This window comes from Acidovorax sp. CCYZU-2555 (assembly GCF_018413525.1).
In the GTDB taxonomy this organism is placed as follows: Bacteria; Pseudomonadota; Gammaproteobacteria; order Burkholderiales; family Burkholderiaceae_C; genus Comamonas.
Map to the genome: position 1 here is coordinate 1 of NZ_JAHCDD010000043.1, position 18,881 is coordinate 18,881.

Below are 18,881 nucleotides of genomic sequence, written 5' to 3' on the forward strand. Positions count from 1 at the left end.
AGGCGAACATCTGCCGCCCGTCGACGCGGCCTGGGCGCTGGCCAGCGCCGCTGCCCATGCGGGCAGCAGCCAGGGCCTCACGTATCTGGGCAGCGTAAACGAAGACGCGTTCACGCATTCGCGCGGCCTGGACGCGCACCGTCCGCTGCACCGCGTGCAGCTTGCGGATGCCGACCATACCTGGCTCTACGTGTCGGGCCAGACCGGCGAAGTGGTGCGCGACGCGACGCGCACCGAACGCCTCTGGAACTACGCGGGCGCCTGGATCCACTGGCTGTACCCGTTTCGCGGCAATGTGTTCAATGCCTACTGGACCGACATCGTCAACTGGCTGTCGATCGCCGGCATTGCGGTCGCGCTCGCGGGCACCGTGGTCGGCCTCATGCGCTGGCGCTTCACGCGCCCCTACCGCAGCGGCGCGCGCTCACCCTACCCCGGCGCCATGATGCGCTGGCACCATGTCACGGGCCTGCTGTTCGCGCTGATCACCATCACCTGGATCTTCAGCGGCCTGATGTCGATGAATCCCTGGCGCATCTTCGACAGCGGCGCGCCGGCGCTGCAGACCAAGGCGCTGCAAGGCGCCCCGCTGGTGTTCGACGCGCAGCAAGCGGCGCCGCAGACGCTGATAGCCGCCGCCGGCGGCGCGGTGCGCGAACTGCGCTGGCAGACCGTGTTGGGCCGGACCACGGTGTTCGCGCAGACGGGCAGCGGCGCGCCGCAGCTGCTCGATGCAAGAACCGCACAGCCGCTGATCCTCGATCCCGCGGCGCTCAAGACCGCGGCCGCGCAGCTCGTTGCGGCGCCCGTGGCGCGCATCGATACGCTGACCGACTACGACCTCTACTACTACGCGCGCGCGCCGCACAGCATGATGGGCGGCAGCGAACGCCCCTTGCCCATCTGGCGTATCGTCTTCGACGACCCGCATGCCAGCTGGGTGCACCTGGACCCGCACACGGGCAGCGTGCTGGGCCGCCTGGACAGCCACAAACGCACCAGCCGCTGGCTGTTCGCCATGCTGCACAGCTGGGACTGGCTGCCGCTGCTAGAACGCCGCCCGCTCTGGGACATCACGCTGCTGGTGCTGAGCCTGGGCGGACTGCTGCTCAGCGGCAGCGGGATGGTGATTGGGTGGAGGCGCTTGCGCAGACGCAGGGCTTAGCGCGGCGGCTTGCGCAAGGGATCGAGCAGATGCGACAGCCCGTTGTGATCGAGTTCGTACATCAGCGCCAACAAGCGCCCCAGATCGCCGCGCGGAAAGCCTTCGCGCGCCATCCACATCAGGTAGTTGCCGGGCAGATCGGCGATGCAGCGGCCCTGGTACTTGCCATAGGGCATCTGCACGGTCAAAAGCCGCTGGAGTTGTTCGGAGTCCATGCCGGGATTGTCAGGCATTCACGGGCTCCGGCTGGTGCAATGCGGGCAACACTTCCTGCGCAAACAGCTCCATCGCGGCCAGCGCCGCGTCGTTGCTCCATAGCCCGTTCGCATTGAAGATGCAGCGCAGGCTGCGCAGCCCCAAGCGTTCGCGCAGCGCGAGTATCTGCGCATGGCATTGCTCGGGCGTGCCATGGATGAACTGCTCGCGCAGCACCTTGGGCTGATCGATGGGCGGCACATCGGCCGCGGCCAGGCCGCGCTTGGCGGCGAAGTAGACGCGGCGCGCATAGAGCTTTTCCCAGAGGCCATCGAGCTGCTGGCGCACCTGCGCCGCGTTCGCGCCGATGCAGACATAGCGCGCCAGCGACGAGCGCGCGAGCAGCGGCCTGAGATTGCGCACCTGCTGCGGCGCGGCATGCGCCAGGCGCTCGAGTTGCGCGGTTTCGGGCGGCTCCAGGCTCAGCAGCAACGGCAGGTCTTCGGCCAGCGCAAAGCCCAGCGTTTCCTCGGTCGAGCCGGCAACATAGATCGGCGGATGCGGACGCTGCAGCGGCAGCGGCGCCAACTTGCGCGGCGCGAATTTCCAGGGCCCATCGCTCGCGGCCACGGTGTCGCCGCGCAAGGCATTGCGCAGAATGCGCGCGCCGGTTTCGAAGCGCTCGCGCGTGCTGTCGGCAGCAATCTCCAGGCTTGCCAGCGACGCCGGCTCGGTGCCGCGGCCTATGCCCACGTCGATGCGGCCGCCGCTCTGGAAATCGAGCTGGGCGATTTCCTCGGCGAGCATCAGCGGGTGGTGCAACGGCAGCACCAGCACCGCCGTGCCCACGCGCAGGCGTTCGGTGCGCGCGAGCAGGGCCGAGGCCAGCAGCAGCGGCGACGGGTATTGCCAGTCGCTTTGCGGCAGGCGGAATTCGCTGAACCAGGCGCCGTCGAAGCCCCAGCGGTCGGCGCTTTCGAAGATCGCGCGAAACGCCTGGTGGTCGCCGGCCATGGCCTCGCGCGTCCAGCCTGCAATATCGATGCGCATCATGTCGTGGGTTCCTGCGAAAGGCTGCGCGCGCGCAGCAAGGTGTGCGGTGCCACGGCAATGCGCTCGAAGCGCACGCCGAACACCTCGTCGAGCTGGGCAGCGTGCAGCAAATCAGCGGGCGCGCCATCCATGGCCACGCGGCCCGCATGCAGCACGACCACGCGATCGAAACATTCGAAAGCCAGATCGAGGTCATGCATCACCACCACCACCAGCCGCTCTTGCCCGCGCCGCGCCAGCGCCTGCACCAGCGCCAGCCGGTGCTGCACATCGAGCGCCGCGCCGGGCTCGTCGGCCAGCAGCACGGGCGGGTCGGTGGCCAGCACCGCGGCGAGCATGCCGCGCGCGCGTTCGCCGCCCGACAGCGTGCTCCAGCGGCGCGCGGCCAGAGCCTGCAGACCGGCCTCGGCGAGCACCTGCGCGGCCTGCGCCGGGTCGGCCACACGCATCTGCACCAGGTCCAGCAGCGTCACATCCCAGTGCGGCTCGAAGCGCTGCGGCATATAGCCTATGCGCTGGGCGCGGGCGCGCACATTGAGATCGTGCAAAGGCTGGCCTTGCAGCGTGACGGCGCCGCGGTCGGGTGCGAGCTGGCCGGCCAGCACCTGCATCAGCGTGGACTTGCCCGCGCCATTCGGGCCCACCAGCGCCACCGCGCCGCGCTGCGGCAGATCAAGAGAAATATCGTCGAGCAGCACCCGGCCCTGGCGCTGTAAATAAAGTTGGGCGGCGCCCAGCATTGCGCCATCGCTCATGCGCGGCCTCCATAGGCGCGCAGCCGGCGCGCGAGCAGCACGATGAAGAACGGCCCGCCGGCCACGGCCGTGATCAGGCCCAGCGGCACTTCGGCCGGCGGCAGCACGCTGCGCGCGATCGCATCGGCCACGGTCACGACCACCGCGCCGGCCAGCGCGCTCGCGGGCAGCACCCAGCGGTGGCGCGGGCCCACCCACCAGCGCGCGATATGCGGCGCGGCCAGGCCCACGAACGCGACCAGGCCGCCATAGGCCACGGCCGCGGCGACCACCAGCGAGCCCAGCAGCACGGCGCGCGGCACGAAGCGCGCGACATCAAGGCCGAACGACTGCGCCGTGGCATCGCCCAGACCCAGCAGATCGAGGCCGCGCGCCAGCGTCTGCGTAGCCAGAAGGCAGGCCAGCGTGATCAGCGCGAGCCAGCCCAGACCGCTCCAGGTCGGTGTCTGAATGCCGCCCAGCACCCAGCTCATCACGACCTGCAGGCTCACGGTTTCGTCGGACAACGCAAGCATCAGGAACGAACGTATCGCGCCCAGCATCGCCGCCATGGCCACGCCCGCGAGCAGCATGCCCGAGGCATCGAGGGCTCCGGCCACGCGCGCCACGCCCAGCACCAGAATCGTCGAGCCCCAGGCGCCGGCAAAGGCCAGCACCGGCAGCAGCCACGATTGCGGCAGGCCCAGCGGCACCAGCAAGGCAATGGTCGCGCCCAGCGCCGCACCGCCCGACGCGCCCAGCAGATAGGGTTCGGCCAGCGGGTTGCGGAACACGCCCTGGAACACCGCGCCCGAAAGCCCCAGCAGCGCGCCCACGCAGGCCGCGGCGAGCACGCGCGGCATGCGCCACTCCCACAGCAGGCGGGCGCGCAGCGTGTCGCGCTCGGCGATCGCCTGCCAGATTTCGGCGGGCGCGGCCCATTGGTGGCCCGCGCAGATGCCCAGCGCGACGGCCAGCGCCAGCGCCGCGAAGGCCCAGCACCACATTGTTCTGGAGGGATTCATCCCCACCCTTTCTGCTGTGTCTGCATGATCCAGCGCGCCAGCGTTTCAATGCCGTCGAAAGTGCGCGGTCCGGGAATGAGGAATTCGGCGCGCGACACCGTGATCGCGCGCTGCGCGCGCACCGCGCGCATGTCGCGCCAGCCGGGGCGGCGCGTGAGTTCGGCCAGCAGCGGCTGGGCGCCCGCGAACAGCAGCACATCGGGGTCGGCCGCGAGCGCGGCTTCGGGCGATACCTGGGCCAGCGTGCCTATGCCCGGAATCGCATGGCGCGCGCCCGCGCGCAGCATGGCTTCATTGGTGTAGGTGCCGGGCCGCGCGACCAGCAGCATGCCATTGCCCATGCGGCCGGTGATCATCAGCGCGCGCGGCGCGCGCTGGCCTGCCACCTGAGCATCGACCGCGGCCAGGCGCTGCGCCAGAGACAGCACCAGCGCCTCGCCGCGCGCGGCCACGCCCGCGGCCTGGGCGACCTGGCGCACATTGCCCATCACTTCATCGAGGCTGCGGCTGAGCAGCACCATCACCGGCACGCCTATGCGCTCCATGGGATCGACCAACTGGTTCGCGGCCTGGCGCGCGGGTGTGACGATCACCAGATCGGGCCGCTGCGCGACCACGGCATCGACCGAGAAACCCAGGCGCCCGCCGACCTTGGGCAGGCCTGCCACTTCGGGCGGAAAGCGCGTGTACTCCTCCACGCCCACGATGCGCTCCATCAGGCCCAGGGCCGCGACGAGTTCGGTGTTCGACGAGAAGATCGTCACGATGCGCTGCGCCGGGCCGGGCAGCACCACGTCGCGGCCCAGCGCATCGCGCAGATGGATGGGCGCGGCAGCGCGCGCCGCTGCGCCGGGCAGCAGCGCGGCCAGCCCCAGCCCACCGAGCGCGCGCCGGCGCAGCGTCACGCTCAGAAGTCCGCCTGCAGGCCGACCATCCATTCGCGGCCCGGCATCGAGGTGCCGCAGCCGCCGTTCTGGAAGATAGGGTTGGCAAGGCAGGGCCGTTGATCGCGCGCGATGAAGATCGGATGGCGGTTCAGATCGAAGATATTGTTGATGCCCGCGAACAGCTTCATGCCGCGGCTCACGCGGTATTCGCCGCGCAGGTTCCAGACCGTGAACGCGCCCTTGCGGTGAATGAAGGTGCTGCTGGGCTCGCCCTGGGGTATCAACAGGTTCTCTTCGGTGTCGTACCACATCGGACCGCGCAGCAGTGCCGTCAGCTGTGCGCTCCAGTCGCCGGGATTGCGGTCCATGCCGCGCGACAGCCGCAGGCCGCCCGCGGCTTCGTACTGGTACATGCGCTGCACGCGGTCGGTGTTGGCCGAGGCGGCCGCGCCCTTGTCCTTCATCTCGAAGTGATAGTAGCCATTGCCGAACACGTTGAGCACCGGGCCGCCGAACGACACGCCCAGCAGCTTGCCCACATCGGCATTGGCGCTCAGTTCCAGCCCGCGCGCGACGATGTCGGCGGCGTTGTTCGCGTAGTCCGACGTATTCGTCGTCGGGCCGCGCGAGACCGTGATGATGCGGTCCGAAATCGTGTTCTGGAACAGCGCGGCATCGATTTTCCAGGCGCTCTGGCGCAAGGTGGTGCCGACTTCGATCTGGCGGCTGGATTCGGACTTCAGATTGGGATTGCCGAAGCTGCGCCCACCGCCGACGGCGGTGAAGTCGGCCGACAGCTCGCTGGCCGTGGGCGCGCGAAAGCCCGTGGACGCGCCCGCACGCAGCGACCAGGCGTCGTCGACCTTCCAGGTCGCTCCGGTCGACCAGGTGGTCTTGTCGTAGTCGCGCGCCGTGGTCAGCGCCGCCGCCACATTGGGCGTCTGATCGAAGCGCGTCTCGCCCCAGGTCTTGCGCACGCCGGCGCGCACCGTCACGCGGTCGCCGAAGAAGTTCTGCGCATCTTCGAGGTACAGCGCATGCGTATGCTCGGTCTGGTTGTTGTCATAGGGCGCGACCTGGCCCGCGGGGCCGCCGGGCATGGCATTGCGCTCGCGCTCCGAGCGCAGGCGGTTCTTCTCGTAGTCGAAGCCCAGCAGCAGGTCGTTCGAATCCGACAGGCGCAGCCGCGGCTGCAGGCGCAGGCCGCTGGCGTCGAGCTTGCGGATGTTGTAGTCGCGCGCCGTTCCGGGAACGGCATTGACGCCCGACTTGATGACCGGCGAGGCCCAGTTGAATTCGTCCACGTCCTCGAAGGTGTAGAGGTGGGCCAGCCAGCTCACGCGGCCGCCGGGCAAGGCGCCTTCGTAGCGCAGATCGGCCGACTGGTTGTAGCGGTTGTCGCGGCTGTAGATGTTCGCGCCCGATCCGCGAAAGCCCGCGTTGTAGATGCCGTCGGTGCGCATTTGCACTTCGACGCGGTGCAGGTCGGCGAGCTGCCAGCCGAGCGCGCCGCTCGCGCCGCGGCGCTTGTAGCTGGTGTTGCGCTGCTCGCCGCCGCCGCTGCCCGCGCTGTAGTCGTCGCGCCCGCCGGCGTTCGCGCCTATGTACCAGTCCCACTGCTCGCTCGCGCCGCTGATCTGCGTATCGGCACGCCACAGGCCGGCGCTGCCGCCGACCACGGACGCGCGATTGCCGCCGCCCGTCGCGCCCGTGCGCAGGATGATGTTGATCACGCCGCCCATGTTCTGGCTGCCGTAGACCACGGACGCCGGGCCACGCACGATCTCGATGCGCTCCACATCCGACAGGCTCAGCTTCGACAGATTGGCCGTGCCCGCGCGCCGGCCGTTGAGCAGCACCGCGACCTGGCCGCGGTAGTCGCGCCCCTGGCCGTCGGTGGCCGCGCCGCGCAGGTTCATCGACGTCTGCGCCGCGGTCCATTCGCTGAGGAAGCCGACCGCGTGTTCCGCCAGTAGGTCGGTGACCGAACGCGCCGACGAGCGCTCGATGTCGGCGCGGTCAATGGTCTGCGTGGTCGCGGCGATGCGCGAGCGGTCTTCGGGCCGCGCCGTGGCGGTGACAAAAACGTCGCCGAGTTCGGGCGCAGCCTCCTGGGCCGCATGGGCCAGCCCGCCCACGGCAGCCGACCAGGCGAGCACGCACAGCGCAGCCGTGCGTTGCAGGCGAAAAGCGGGAAAGACGCAAGAAGAAGACAAAGCGGCGCGGCCAGGCGCGGGCCGCGAACTACCAAAGGAGTGCATACGATGGTTTCAAATCTGGGCTTGGCTCACCCGCGAAGCCCATAGATCAATACTTCACCGCGCAACGCGCACCGGCAAGCGAGGGGCCGAACGCGCGCTCAGCCTCCCCACCTGCCCCGGCATGCGCACTCCCGCGGCGTCCGAAGCGATAGCAAAGGCCGGTATCCGGGCTTGCGAAACGCCGGCGTGTTCTCGCCGGCTCAGCCCTCGCCTTCCCACGTGTGAACGCAGTGACTGCCGGTCATCGATAGACCAGCCTGAGGACCTGAGATTTCGCCTACCGTTGCGGGGGCAGCGCAGGAATTGCCGGGCGTTGACGCCCTGGCGCACCTGCTTATCGTTGAACCCTTGAATAGGGCACCTTCGAATCTGGGCGGGGCCGGCTCATGCCTATCCCTACCTGGGCGCCATTATCAGCGCATACGCCTATTCGACGAGGGGAATTGTCGGCAAGGCGCGCGCACCTGACCATCCGGCGCCACAAAGCGCTTGAATTGCATAAAAAACCACATCGTTATAACCAAAATTGGTTTTTTGCTGCGCATTTCACGCGCCGCGCACTAAACTAGTGCCTGCTACGCCCCAGTTTCACCGGTTTCGGTGCTGGCGCCCATTCGATCAATTCATCCAGGAAAGCCTTAGTCATGCTGAAGAAAACCCTGTCCGCCATCGCCCTCGCCACCCTGGCATTGACCGCCCATGCCGCCGACGCGGTGCTCAAGGTCGCGGCCACCGCCGTGCCCCACGCCGAAATCCTCAACCACATCAAGCCCGCGCTGAAAAAGCAGGGCATCGATCTGCAGGTGCGTGAATTCAGCGACTACGTGCAGCCCAATGCCGCGGTCGAAGACAAGCAGCTCGACGCCAACTTCTTCCAGCACCAGCCTTACCTGGACAGCTACAACAAGGACCGCAAGAGCTCGCTGGTCGCCGTGCCCAACGGCACCATCCATGTCGAGCCCTTCGGCGCCTATTCGAAGAAGGTCAAGAACATCAAGGACCTCAAGGACGGCGCCACCGTGGCCATCCCGAACGACCCTTCGAACGGCGGCCGCGCGCTGCTGCTGCTGGCCAAACAGGGTCTGGTCACGCTCAAGGACCCCAAGAGCCTGACGCCCACGCCGCTGGACGTGGTCAACAACCCCAAGAAGCTCAAGTTCCGCGAACTCGAAGCGCCCCTGCTGCCGCGCGCACTCGATGACGTCGATCTGGCGCTGATCAACACCAACTACGCGATCGAAGCCAAGCTCAACCCGACCAAGGATGCGCTGTTCATCGAAGGCAAGGACTCGCCTTACGCCAACATCGTCGCCGCGCGCAAGGACCGCGCCAACAGCCCCGAGATCACCAAGCTGATCCAGGCCCTGCGCAGCGAAGACGTGAAGAAGTTCCTCAAGGACAAGTACCAGGGCGCGGTCGTTCCGGCTTTCTGAACACGGCTGACGCCTGACCGGCCAAGGGACCGCACGACCCCTGGCCCCGCAAGAACAACGCACGGCTGAGGGCATGGAAGGTGCGTTTTGCAGACAAGGGTCAGTAATACGTCATATAGATGTAAAAACTGCAACACAATTGCTGCAGGCTATGGTGAAATCCTGCCCACGCCGCCTGCCGCTGCGCTCGCACGGCAGGCTCCCACTCTCCGCCCACCAAATTTCGCTATGTCCGAAGATACGCTGTCCCCTACCCTTTCTCTGGAAAAGGCAGAGCTTGTCGGCCTGAACGAAGTCACGCGCGCCAAGACCCTGGAGCTGTATGCGCGCAAATACGGCCAGCCCGATGCCGCCTCGCCGCTGCTGCTGTTTCGCGGCGACATCGCCGAAGCCCACCAATACGACAAGATCCGCCCCCTGTCCGCGGCCCAGGCCCATGGCAATGTGATCGTGATCGAGGCCCAGAGCCAGAAGCAAGGCACGAGCGGCCACTACCAGATCCAGTGCAATCAGTGGGGTTTGCTCGAAGTGCTCGCAAAACTGGCCTGAGCGCGCGCCATCACGCCACGGCGTCGATACCGCTCCAGACCCACCACGACAGCGCCAGCATCATCACGCCGGTGAGCGCGTCGAGCATGCGCCAGGGCATGGGGTGGGCGAACCAGTGCTGCAGCCGCCGGCCCGCGCAGGCCAGCAGCATGAACCACAGCAAACTGGCGCAGGCCGCGCCAGCGACAAACACCACCTTGAGCGCGCCGTCCTGGCGCGCTCCTATGCTGCCGACCAGCAGCACCGTGTCCAGATAGACATGGGGATTGAGCAGCGTGATCACGGCCAGCGTGCCGACCACGCTCAGCAAGCCGCGCTGCGCCACGTTCGCGCCCTGCAGCGCCACGTCGGCCGCATAGAACACGCGCCACAGCGCGTAGAGCCCATAGGCCAGCAGGAACAGCGCACCGCCCAGCGACAGGTAATAGGCCCAGTCGGGCTCGCGCCCGAGCAACTGCGACATGCCGGCCACGCCAATGCCGATCAGCAGCACATCGCTGAACACACACCAGGCCACGCAGGCGCGCACATGCCGGCCCTGCACGGCCTGGCGCAGCACATAGAGGTTTTGCGCGCCTATCGAGATGATCAATGACAGGCAGACGGTAAAGCCCGCGACCCAGGAGGAAGATATCAACGTTGTCCACATAAGGGAAATTGTCGATCCATCCAGATATTAAGTAAAATTAAACTCTCTGGAACCTCTTAAGAAAAACTGATGCTCGACTACGCCGGATTGGAAGCCTTGGCCGCGGTGGTGCGCGAAGGCAGCTTCGAGCGCGCCGCGCGCAAGCTGCATATCACCCCGTCTGCCGTCTCGCAGCGCATCAAGCTGCTGGAAGAGCGCGTGGGGCAGGTGCTGGTGCTGCGCGCCCAGCCCTGCACGGGCACCGAGGCCGGACGGCGGCTGTGCCTGCATGTCGAACAGGTCGCGCTGCTGGAGAACGAACTGCGCCGCACCAACCCCGCGCTGGTGTCCGAAGGCCAGTTCATGCCGCCCACGCTCAAGCTTGCGGTCAATGCCGACTCGCTGTCGTCATGGTTCATGGATGCGATGGCGGCGTTCACGCGCGAAGGCAACGAGCTGCTCGACATCAGCATCGACGACCAGGATCACACGGCCAAGCGCATCAAGGAAGGCGCGGTCATGGCCGCGGTGACCGCGACATCGACCAGCATCACGGGCTGCAATACCTGGCCCTTGGGCTCCATGCGTTACGTTGCGGCGGCCAGCCCGGACTTCATGCGCGAGCATTTCGCCGAGGGCGTGACGCCCGCAACAATAGCGCGCGCGCCCATGCTCAGCTATGACCGCAAGGATGCACTGCAGGACAAGTGGCTGCACGCCCAGGGACTGGCCTCGCGCCATGGACCGCCGAAACATTGGCTGCCGTCGGCCTATGCGTTCGTGCGCGCCTGCGAGGCGGGCGTGGGCTGGGGAATGCAGCCCACGCTGTTGATCCAGCGCCACCTCGATACAGGTGCGCTAGTCGAAGTGCTGCCCGACACGGGCGTGGATGTGCCGCTGTACTGGGCCCATGCGCGCAACGCCCAGGCCGGACTGGAGCGACTGACGCATTGTGTGATCACGGCCGCCGCCGGTTGGCTGCAGCCCCTGCCAACGGATGGCCCAGAGGCAGGGGCTGCGGCGCCGAAAAAATCAACCGGCTGAGGCCTGGACGCTCATTCCTGCTTGTTGAACACATAGTGTTCGTTGGCCCGGTCCCAGGCCGCCTTGGCCGCGGGCTCGGCTTCGTCCCAGCGCAGACGCGAGCCGTGGGGCTCGCCTTGCCAGCGGCGCGACCAGTCATCACGCACCTGATCCCAGCGATCGCGGCCCGCGGCGCGGCCTTCCCAGCCCGCGCGGTAGGCCGGCGCGTAGTCGTCGTAGGTGTAATCCGAGCGGTAGTAGTCTTCCTTGTCGTAGGTGCTGCGCCAGTACGCGTCTTCGGCCGTCGGGTTGAAGGCTTCGGCCACGCTGTGGCCCGCAAGGCCACCGGCGACGGCACCGACCACGGCACCCACGGCCGCGCCCACCGGGCCGCCCATGGCGCCCGCGGCGGCTCCGGCCAGCGCACCGCCGCCAGCGCCCAGGCCCGTGCCCACGGGGTGGGCTCCAGGCTCGTCCGTGATCGGGTCGAGATTCAGGTTCTTGCGTTGTTCGGGTGTGGTCATATGTGCTCCTGCTGAAAACAAAGGGCCATGGGCGACCGGCTGCGCGTGCGGCCGGTGCGCCTGCTGCGGCGGCACGGACGCTTTTCGCTGTCCGCCCGCAACCCCTTTAGCTTGCCTGCGAGAAACGCCGGCGCTTGTAGTCCAAACGACGACCCACGTGCGGGCCTAGGCGCAATTCACCAATGACACGGCGCGATTTTTGCCGCCGCGCTTGATCTGACGCAAGCCGCAAAGCCAGGCGCGCGGCCATAGTCGCTGCATGGCGCCGGAACAGCACTCCGGGCCCGACTGGAGCTATGCATGAAATTGTGGATCGACCTGTTTTCTACCGACTACGGCCTGATGAGCCTGATATCCATCTTGCTGATCATTGGCATGGGCCTGTTCTTCCTGCGCCTGTTCCTGGGCAAGATGAAGACCATCGCCAACAAGGTGCCGGAGTAAACCCGGCAGGGCAGCAACTCAAGGTCGCCCTCCTGCAGCCGTCAGGCGCTGAAAGCGCAGGATCATCCAGGGCCCCAGCAATGCGCCCAGGCCCACGGTGGTCCAGGCCAGAACCCAGGCATTGCCTTCCAATGCGAAATGCGCGCGCCCCCAATCCAGTGCCAGGCCAAACACCCAGGGACTGACGGCGCCGGCGCCGAAGCCCATCACCGACCGCACCGAATAGGCCGCGCCCAGCCGGCCGGGCGGCACGACATCGGCGAGTGCGGTCGAATAGACCGACGAATCCGCGATGGCCCACAGGTTGTAGACCGCGCCAAAGGCGGCGAGCATCCACAGGGGCGCGGCCCACATCCAGCCAAACGTGAACGAGCACAGCAGACTCAGGCACGACGCCACCAGCATCACACGCACCCGCCCGTAGCGGTCGGACGCCGAGCCCCCGAACACGCTGCCGGCCACGCTCACCAGGTGCGCCATGGCGGCAAGGCCGATTCCTTCGGCAGCAGACAGCCCACCGCCTTGGGCGGAAAACGCGAGGAACGCCGGCAGCCAGGCCCAAAGAGCCATCAGCTCCCAGCAATGCGCCGAGTAGGCCCAGCTTCCCGCCATCGCAGGTTTGTCGCCAACGGTTTCCACCAGCGCCAGGCGAATCGATGACGACCTGGGCGCGGCGCCGCGTTGCGGGTCGGGCCGCAGACGGGACAAGGCGGCCACCGTCAGCACCGCGCCGACGGCCACCATGACGGCAATGACCAACAGGATGCTGCGCCAGGACAGGCTGTCGGCCAATGCCGCCACCGCCACCAGCGCGACGCCATAACCGAACGACGCGGAACCGATGAACGCGCCCATGGCCTTGCCACGGCGCTGCGCAGGCGCATTCAATGCCAGCAACTGCAGTCCGGGGGAATAGCAGCCTCCCGCGCACAAGCCCGTGATGCCGTAAAGAAGCGCCGCGGAAGCCGGGCCCTGGGCGCCCAGCGCAAACACCAGCGCCGCGCAAGCCGTGAGAATGCTGCTCACCAGGAAGACGCGGCGCGGGCCGACCCTGTCGGCGATGAAGCCTACGCCAAAGAGCGAGATCAGATAACCCACATGCCAGGCGCTTTGCACCAGGCCCGCCTGGGATGCGGCGAGGTCCCAGTCGGCCATGACGCGCGGCATGACGCCTGCCCAGGCAATGGCGATCGTGGCCTGAAAAAGCCGCGTGATGCAAAGCAGCGCCAGCCAGCCGGACTGGGGAGCGTCGACGCCGCTCATGGCGCCACCAGGCTGCGTTGCATCAGAATGGTGTCTACATCCCGGCCGAACTTGCTGCCCACGGCGCAAAAGAGGCCTGCGTGCTGGAAGCCGAAGCGCTGATGCAGCCGAACCGAACCCACGGTGCCCTCATCGTCGACGATGACCGCCACCATTTGCCGCGCGCCGAACTGCGCGCAGGCCTCGATCAACGCCCGCAGCAACGCCTGTCCCAGCCCACGCCCTTGATGCTTGTTGCCAAGGTAGATCGATGTTTCCAGCGTGCCGGCGTAGCCGACACGGGAGCGGTACCGCCCGGCATAGGCGTAACCCAGCACATCGGTGCCATCCAGCGCCACCAGCCAGGGCAGGCCTTCACGGCGCAGCGCATCGTGGCGTCTGTGCATCTCCGCGACAGTGGGCGCAACCTCTTCCATGGTGCAGATCGAGTTCTGCACATAGTGCGCATAGATCTGCTGAATGGCTGCGACATGCTCGGAGCCGGCGTCGACAATGAGCGGCCCGGGCCGGGCATTGGGGTGATGAGAAAAGTCCATGGCCTCAATGGTGCAGGCCAGGCATTGATAAGTGAAGGTGTTATAACTTCTGCCATGCATAAGAAAAAGTATGAGCCTGCCTTTCACTTTCGATCAGCTTGAAGTCTTCACTCTGGTGCTTGACACCGGGAGCTTTTCCGCGGCGGCGGAGCAACTGGGCGTGAGCCAGCCGGCGATCAGCGCCCAGGTGCGCGAGCTGGAGCGCAAGGTTGGCGTGCGCCTGATCGAACGGGTAGGCCGCACGATCGCGCCTACCGCTGCCGGCGTCACGCTGTCAGGCCATGCGCGCATGCTGCTGGAGACAGGCCTGCAGGCTGCCGAGGCCGTGGCACACCACACCGAAGGCGTACAAGGCACCGTGCGAATCGGCACGGGCGCGACGGCGTGCCTGCATCTGTTGCCTCCCGTACTGCAGGGCATACGGTCGGCTTACCCGGGCCTGCATGTCATCGTCAAAACCGGCAACACCGACGACATCGTGCGCCGTGTGGAACTGAATGCGCTGGACCTGGGCCTGGTCACGCTGCCGATCTCCAGCCGCGCATTGACGGTGTCCAGCGTCTTGCGGGACAGCTTCGTCGCCGTGTGCGCCAACAGCGCTGCGCCCCTGCCAAAGACCGTGAGTGCGAAAGACCTCGCGGACTTGCCCCTGGTCATGTTCGAGCCGGGAACGAATACGCGTGAGCTGGTCGACGCCTGGCTGCTGGCCGGCGGCGTTCGAAGCCGGCCCACGATGGAATTGGGCAGCATCGAAGCCATCAAGGAAATGGTGGCTGCCGGTTTGGGCACCAGTGTCGTGCCGGAGATGGCATTGCGGGCAGCGGATCGCAAGACGCTTCAGGTGCGTGCGCTGCGGCCCGCGCTCTCACGCGGACTGGGCATCGTGATGCGTCAAGACAAGCCGCTCACACGCGGGATGCAAGTGCTGGTGAAGGCCATCCTCGGAGCACGCTCCAAGGATATGCCTCTCAAGTGACGCGGGCGCGCGCCCCCGGGTGAATGCGCGCTCAGTAATGCGGCGGCAATTCATCGCGCAGATTGCGCCCGCCCCCGCCGCCATCGGCCGGAACCTGCTGACGCAGGTTGCGGACTTCGGCGATCAGCGCGTCGATCTGCTGCTGCTGACGGTAGATGGTCATGTTCAGCTGGTCCAGCGTGTCTTCGACATAGCTGGCCTTGATTTCGAGTTCGGTGATGCGTTCCTGCGCGCGCTGCGCCTGGTCGTCGGCCACGCCTCAGCCCCGCAGCGCCTGACCCAGACGCGCGATGCCGTCCTGGATCTTGGCCACATCGGCGGTCGCGAACGACAGGCGAAAGCTTGTTGCATCGGGGTTCTGCGCGAAGAAAGGCACGCCCGGAACAAAGGCCACGCCCTTGTCGATCGCGCGCTTGGCCAGCACGCCAGCATCCTGCAACTGGCCGCGTGCACCCGTGAGCTTGACCCACAGGAACAATCCGCCCTGGGGCGCGACAAAGCTCACCGCGTCGCCCAGCTCCTTGCGCAGCGCATCGCCCATCGCCTGGGCGCGTTCGGCATAGACCGCGCGCACCTTGGCCAGCGTCGCGGGCATGTGGCCGGCCTTGAGGTATTGCGCGGCCGTCGCCTGGGCAAAGGTGCTGGTGTTGGCATCGCTGAACTGCTTGCACATCACCGCGCGCTCGCGCAGCGCTTCGGGCGCGACCAGCCAGCCTATGCGCAGACCCGGGCTCAGCACCTTGCTGAGGCTGCCGCAGTGGGCGAGCCAGTCGCGGCTGCCGGGCACTTCGGACGACAGCGCCAGCAGGCTGGCCGGCGGCGCCGCGTCGAAGTACAGGTCGCCGTACGGGTCGTCTTCGACCACCAGCGTCTGGTACTTCACGGCGAGTTCCAGCACCTTCTTGCGGCGCTCCAGGCTCAGCGTCGCGCCGCTGGGGTTGCCGAACGTGGGGATCAGATAGACCATCTTCGGCTGGTGCTCGGCGATCAGCTTCTCGAGCGCTTCGGTGTCCACGCCCTGGTCGTCGATGGGCGCGCTGATCACTTCGGCGCCATAGAGACGGAAGCACTGGATGGTCGCCAGGAAAGTCGGGCCTTCGACGATCACCTTGTCACCAGGGCTGATCATGGTCTTGCCCAGCAGATCGAGCGCCTGCTGGCTGCCCGTGGTGACCACGAAGTCGGTGGGCGCGACATCGGCCACGCCCTTGCCCGCCATGAAGGCCGCGATCTGCTCGCGCAGCGGCTGGTAGCCTTCGGTCGCGCCGTACTGCAGCGCCGCGCCCGGCTCCTGGGTCAGCGCAGCCTCGGAGGCCGCGCGTATGCCGGCGACGTCGAACAGCGCGCTGTCGGGAAAACCGCCGGCAAAACTGATGATGCCGGGCTTGCCCAGCAGCTTGAAAAGTTCACGGATTGCGGAAGTCTCCACATTGTTCAGACGCTCGGCGAATTGCATAGATAGGGTCCGTTTCAGCAACAAAATTCGGGGGCGGTCGCGCGCGGCCGCCAACCCTGCATTTTTCATCAAATTTGCACGCCGCGCGCGCAATGCGCCACTCCACCTTTGGATTTGCTCCAGCGCGCCCCCATGGTTTTGCCCGACAATCGCTTTTTGCCCCGGGTTCCGCCCATGAAGACCGCGCAGATCGTTCCTTTTTTCGCCACGCTCAAGGCGGCCAATCCCATGCCCAACACCGAGCTCGAATACACCACGGTGTTCGAGTTGCTCACGGCCGTGTTGCTGTCGGCGCAGGCCACCGATGTAGGCGTCAACAAGGCCACGCGCAAGCTGTTTCCCGTGGCCAACACGCCGCAGGCGATTCTCGACCTGGGCCTCGACGGCCTGGAGTCGTACATCAAGACCATAGGGCTGTACCACAGCAAGGCCAAGCACCTTCTTGAAACCTGCCGCCGGCTGATCGAGCGCCATGGCGGCCAGGTGCCGCGCACGCGCGAGGAACTCGAAGACCTGCCGGGCGTGGGCCGCAAGACCGCCAACGTGGTGCTCAACGTCGCGTTCGGCGAGCCGACGATGGCCGTCGACACGCATATCTTTCGCGTCAGCAACCGCACGGGCCTGGCGCCCGGCGCCAATGTGCTGGCCGTCGAGAAACAGTTGCTCAAGCGCGTTCCGCCCGCGTACGCCGTCGACTCGCACCACTGGCTGATACTGCTGGGCCGCTATGTGTGCCAGGCACGCAAGCCGCGCTGCTGGGAGTGCATCGTTTCGACTTATTGCGACTTCCAGCCGAAGACGGCTGCACCCTGAATACGCGGCTCAGGCGCTGACGGCTTCGGTCTGCTGGCCCGCAACCCCGGCCGAGGCAAAGCTCGCCATGTCGCGCAGCATCGCGCAGGCCGATTCGAGCAGCGGCCAGGCCAGCGCCGCGCCCGAGCCTTCGCCCAGGCGCAGTCCCCAGTCGAGCAGCGGCTCGGCGCCCAGCGCCTGCAGCACGATGGTGTGGCCCGGCTCGCCCGAGCGGTGGGCGAAAACGCAGCGCTCGAGCACCGCGGGGCGCAGTCGGCTGGCGACCAGCACCGCGGCCGTGGTGATGAAGCCGTCGACCACGATCACACGGCGCTCATGCGCGGCCTGCAGCACCGCGCCGACCATGGCCGCGATCTCGAAGCCGCCCATGGCCGCGAGCACATCGAGCGGCTCTTCCACCCCGTCATGCCAGGCCAGCACTTCGCGCAGCACTTGCACCTTGCGCGCCACGCCCGCGGCGTTGAGCCCCGTGCCCGCACCCGTGACCTTGGCGACATCGACCGCGCACAGCCGCGCGAGCAGCAGCGACGCGCACGATGTGTTGCCTATGCCCATTTCGCCGAGCAGCAAGGCATTGCCCGGCAGCGCCTGCACCAGCGCCGCGCCATGGCGCATCGCGGTGTCGCATTGCGCGGCAGTCATGGCGTCCGTGGCCGAGCAGTCCTGCGTGCCGTGCGCCACCTTGCAATGCCACAGCCGGGGCTTGCCGGCGACCACCGGGCGTTCGGCGAAATCGCGCGCCACGCCGCAATCCATCACATGCAGGGCCAGGCCGTTTTGCTGCGCGAGCACGCTCACCGCGGCGCCACCGGCGAGAAAATTCTCGACCATCTGCCAAGTCACATCGACGGGATAGGCCGACACGCCGCGCGCCGCCAGGCCGTGATCGGCGGCGAACACCACCATCTGCGGCGACTCCAGCCGCGGCGTTTCGGAATGCAGAATGCCGGCCAGCCTATGGGCGGTGCGCTCCAGCAGGCCCAGCGAGCCCAGGGGCTTGGTCTTCTGGTCGATCAGCGTTTGCACGCGCGCATTCCATACAGGGTTGTGAATGGAAGGGATTTCAGGCAAAAAACGAGTCATCGCGTACCGGCCAGCGGAAAGTCCAAAGACCGCCAGTATCGCCGGCCCGCGCCCTCCCTGGGCCCGGCCCGCGCCATCCTCTTTCCCCTGTCATGGTCTTGCACGCTGCGCCAGGCCCTTGCCCTTCAAAGTGGTGTGGCCAGACAACAAAAAAGGCCCCGCAGGGCCTTCTTCACATCGCCGGCGGCGCTCAGGGACGCACGGGCACCTGCTCGGTGTACTCGCGCAGCACGCCGCCGTCCTTGACGCTGCCGCTGACTTCAGCGGAGCGCACGCGTTCGGCGCACGAGCGACGGTCTTCGGCGTCACGGAAGGCGTCGCAACGTGCAATGGCATTGCGCTGGTACTGGTCCATGTCCTGACCGCGCGGCATGCGCCCGGCGCGCTCCTCGGCGCGCACCGCGGCGGCTTCGTGTTCATGCGGGTTGGCATATTTGCCGCGTTGACCTTGATGGCGTTCGCCCTTGGGGCCGCGGTGATCGCGCTTCATGTGGTGCGGCTTCTTGCCGTCGTGCTGCGCCGCGCCCTGTGGCGGTGGCGGCGGCACGGGTGCCTGGGCGCCTGCGGGCGGCATCGCGCCACCAGGCGGCGGCGGGGGCGGCGTTTGGGCGTTGACCACGCCGAGCGCGCATACGGCGGCGGCACACAGCGTCATTTTCAAGGAGCGGGACCAGGTGGACTTCATGGTGGTTTTCTCCAAAGTAGATCGATCGAAGAGCAGGAAGCAATCACTGCCTCCTCGCTACATGTCACAGCTTGCGGCAGTTTGGTCCTGCGGCTTATAAGCCCAGCCCGCCTGCGCCTGCAGGCCGGAACCTACAGCGCAATGAGGG

At 67.2% G+C, this 18,881-nt stretch carries 21 protein-coding genes and 1 riboswitch; of the genes, 7 read left to right on the forward strand and 14 right to left on the reverse strand.

Annotated features, from left to right (window positions below):
- A partial coding sequence (locus KHY18_RS15650) for a PepSY domain-containing protein (RefSeq protein ID WP_213301694.1) occupies nt 1-1,165 on the forward strand: 1,165 nt, incomplete at its 5' end.
- On the opposite strand, the gene KHY18_RS15655 is transcribed toward KHY18_RS15650, so the two are convergent.
- From KHY18_RS15655 to KHY18_RS15680, 6 genes are read right to left on the reverse strand one after another with little or no spacing between them, the layout of a single operon-like run.
- The gene (locus KHY18_RS15655; RefSeq protein ID WP_213301806.1) at nt 1,162-1,380 is read right to left on the reverse strand and encodes a DUF3820 family protein; all 219 of its coding nucleotides are present in this window, start codon (nt 1,378-1,380) and stop codon (nt 1,162-1,164) included. The two genes, KHY18_RS15650 and KHY18_RS15655, sit on opposite strands and share 4 nt — an antisense overlap.
- Before the next feature lie 10 nt (nt 1,381-1,390).
- Nucleotides 1,391-2,413, reverse strand: coding sequence for an LLM class flavin-dependent oxidoreductase (locus KHY18_RS15660; protein WP_249729160.1), 1,023 nt, complete (start codon nt 2,411-2,413; stop codon nt 1,391-1,393).
- Complete coding sequence (locus KHY18_RS15665; protein WP_213301696.1) at nt 2,410-3,168, reverse strand: ABC transporter ATP-binding protein; 759 nt, start codon at nt 3,166-3,168, stop codon at nt 2,410-2,412. Before KHY18_RS15665 ends, KHY18_RS15660 begins: the two co-directional genes overlap by 4 nt.
- Nucleotides 3,165-4,172, reverse strand: a complete 1,008-nt coding sequence (locus KHY18_RS15670; RefSeq protein ID WP_213301698.1) for a FecCD family ABC transporter permease — start codon at nt 4,170-4,172, stop codon at nt 3,165-3,167. Before KHY18_RS15670 ends, KHY18_RS15665 begins: the two co-directional genes overlap by 4 nt.
- A complete protein-coding gene (locus tag KHY18_RS15675; RefSeq protein ID WP_349630304.1) occupies nt 4,169-5,077 on the reverse strand; it encodes an ABC transporter substrate-binding protein in 909 nt (302 codons plus the stop codon). The genes KHY18_RS15670 and KHY18_RS15675 overlap by 4 nt, the downstream gene beginning before the upstream one ends.
- Nucleotides 5,078-5,079: 2 nt before the next feature.
- Nucleotides 5,080-7,275 (reverse strand): TonB-dependent receptor, encoded by a 2,196-nt coding sequence (locus KHY18_RS15680; RefSeq protein WP_249729161.1) that lies wholly within the window; start codon nt 7,273-7,275, stop codon nt 5,080-5,082.
- Between the two features lie 184 nt (nt 7,276-7,459).
- Nucleotides 7,460-7,700: riboswitch (cobalamin riboswitch) on the reverse strand.
- A gap of 264 nt (nt 7,701-7,964) precedes the next feature.
- Here KHY18_RS15680 and KHY18_RS15685 point away from each other — a divergent pair.
- Nucleotides 7,965-8,753: a MetQ/NlpA family ABC transporter substrate-binding protein gene (locus KHY18_RS15685; protein ID WP_213301706.1), complete on the forward strand. Its 789-nt coding sequence runs from the start codon at nt 7,965-7,967 to the stop codon at nt 8,751-8,753.
- Nucleotides 8,754-8,981: 228 nt separating this feature from the next.
- A complete protein-coding gene (locus KHY18_RS15690; RefSeq protein WP_213301709.1) occupies nt 8,982-9,302 on the forward strand; it encodes a hypothetical protein in 321 nt (106 codons plus the stop codon).
- A 10-nt stretch (nt 9,303-9,312) separates the two neighbouring features.
- On the opposite strand, the gene KHY18_RS15695 is transcribed toward KHY18_RS15690, so the two are convergent.
- Entirely contained in the window at nt 9,313-9,951 is a 639-nt protein-coding gene (locus tag KHY18_RS15695; protein ID WP_213301712.1) for a LysE/ArgO family amino acid transporter, read from the reverse strand.
- A gap of 69 nt (nt 9,952-10,020) precedes the next feature.
- Between KHY18_RS15695 and KHY18_RS15700 the strand changes: the two genes are divergently transcribed.
- Entirely contained in the window at nt 10,021-10,974 is a 954-nt protein-coding gene (locus KHY18_RS15700) for an HTH-type transcriptional regulator ArgP (RefSeq protein ID WP_213301715.1), read from the forward strand.
- An 11-nt stretch (nt 10,975-10,985) separates the two neighbouring features.
- On the opposite strand, the gene KHY18_RS15705 is transcribed toward KHY18_RS15700, so the two are convergent.
- Nucleotides 10,986-11,477 (reverse strand): hypothetical protein, encoded by a 492-nt coding sequence (locus tag KHY18_RS15705; protein WP_213301717.1) that lies wholly within the window; start codon nt 11,475-11,477, stop codon nt 10,986-10,988.
- Between the two features lie 300 nt (nt 11,478-11,777).
- Between KHY18_RS15705 and KHY18_RS15710 the strand changes: the two genes are divergently transcribed.
- Nucleotides 11,778-11,921 carry a DUF3149 domain-containing protein gene (locus tag KHY18_RS15710; RefSeq protein ID WP_213301719.1) on the forward strand — a complete coding sequence of 48 codons (144 nt, stop codon included), beginning with the start codon at nt 11,778-11,780 and terminating at the stop codon, nt 11,919-11,921.
- A gap of 18 nt (nt 11,922-11,939) precedes the next feature.
- On the opposite strand, the gene KHY18_RS15715 is transcribed toward KHY18_RS15710, so the two are convergent.
- The gene (locus tag KHY18_RS15715) at nt 11,940-13,184 is read right to left on the reverse strand and encodes an MFS transporter (RefSeq protein ID WP_213301721.1); all 1,245 of its coding nucleotides are present in this window, start codon (nt 13,182-13,184) and stop codon (nt 11,940-11,942) included.
- Nucleotides 13,181-13,807, reverse strand: a complete 627-nt coding sequence (locus tag KHY18_RS15720) for a GNAT family N-acetyltransferase (RefSeq protein WP_349630305.1) — start codon at nt 13,805-13,807, stop codon at nt 13,181-13,183. Before KHY18_RS15720 ends, KHY18_RS15715 begins: the two co-directional genes overlap by 4 nt.
- Between KHY18_RS15720 and KHY18_RS15725 the strand changes: the two genes are divergently transcribed.
- Nucleotides 13,791-14,696 carry a LysR family transcriptional regulator gene (locus tag KHY18_RS15725; RefSeq protein WP_213301723.1) on the forward strand — a complete coding sequence of 302 codons (906 nt, stop codon included), beginning with the start codon at nt 13,791-13,793 and terminating at the stop codon, nt 14,694-14,696. The two genes, KHY18_RS15720 and KHY18_RS15725, sit on opposite strands and share 17 nt — an antisense overlap.
- Before the next feature lie 31 nt (nt 14,697-14,727).
- Here the strand turns inward: KHY18_RS15725 and KHY18_RS15730 are convergent, their stop codons facing one another.
- Both KHY18_RS15730 and KHY18_RS15735 read right to left on the reverse strand, forming a co-directional pair.
- On the reverse strand, nt 14,728-14,952 hold the full coding sequence (locus tag KHY18_RS15730) for a SlyX family protein (protein ID WP_213301725.1): 225 nt from the start codon (nt 14,950-14,952) through the stop codon (nt 14,728-14,730).
- 3 nt (nt 14,953-14,955) lie between these two features.
- Nucleotides 14,956-16,152: an aminotransferase-like domain-containing protein gene (locus tag KHY18_RS15735; protein WP_213301727.1), complete on the reverse strand. Its 1,197-nt coding sequence runs from the start codon at nt 16,150-16,152 to the stop codon at nt 14,956-14,958.
- Nucleotides 16,153-16,326: 174 nt separating this feature from the next.
- On the opposite strand from KHY18_RS15735, the gene nth reads away from it, so the two are divergent.
- Nucleotides 16,327-16,965 carry an endonuclease III gene (gene nth / locus KHY18_RS15740; RefSeq protein WP_213301730.1) on the forward strand — a complete coding sequence of 213 codons (639 nt, stop codon included), beginning with the start codon at nt 16,327-16,329 and terminating at the stop codon, nt 16,963-16,965.
- Nucleotides 16,966-16,974: 9 nt separating this feature from the next.
- On the opposite strand, the gene cobT is transcribed toward nth, so the two are convergent.
- Both cobT and KHY18_RS15750 read right to left on the reverse strand, forming a co-directional pair.
- Nucleotides 16,975-18,048, reverse strand: a complete 1,074-nt coding sequence (cobT, locus tag KHY18_RS15745) for a nicotinate-nucleotide--dimethylbenzimidazole phosphoribosyltransferase (protein WP_213301732.1) — start codon at nt 18,046-18,048, stop codon at nt 16,975-16,977.
- A 190-nt stretch (nt 18,049-18,238) separates the two neighbouring features.
- Nucleotides 18,239-18,733: a hypothetical protein gene (locus KHY18_RS15750; protein ID WP_213301734.1), complete on the reverse strand. Its 495-nt coding sequence runs from the start codon at nt 18,731-18,733 to the stop codon at nt 18,239-18,241.
- Nucleotides 18,734-18,881: the final 148 nt, after the last annotated feature.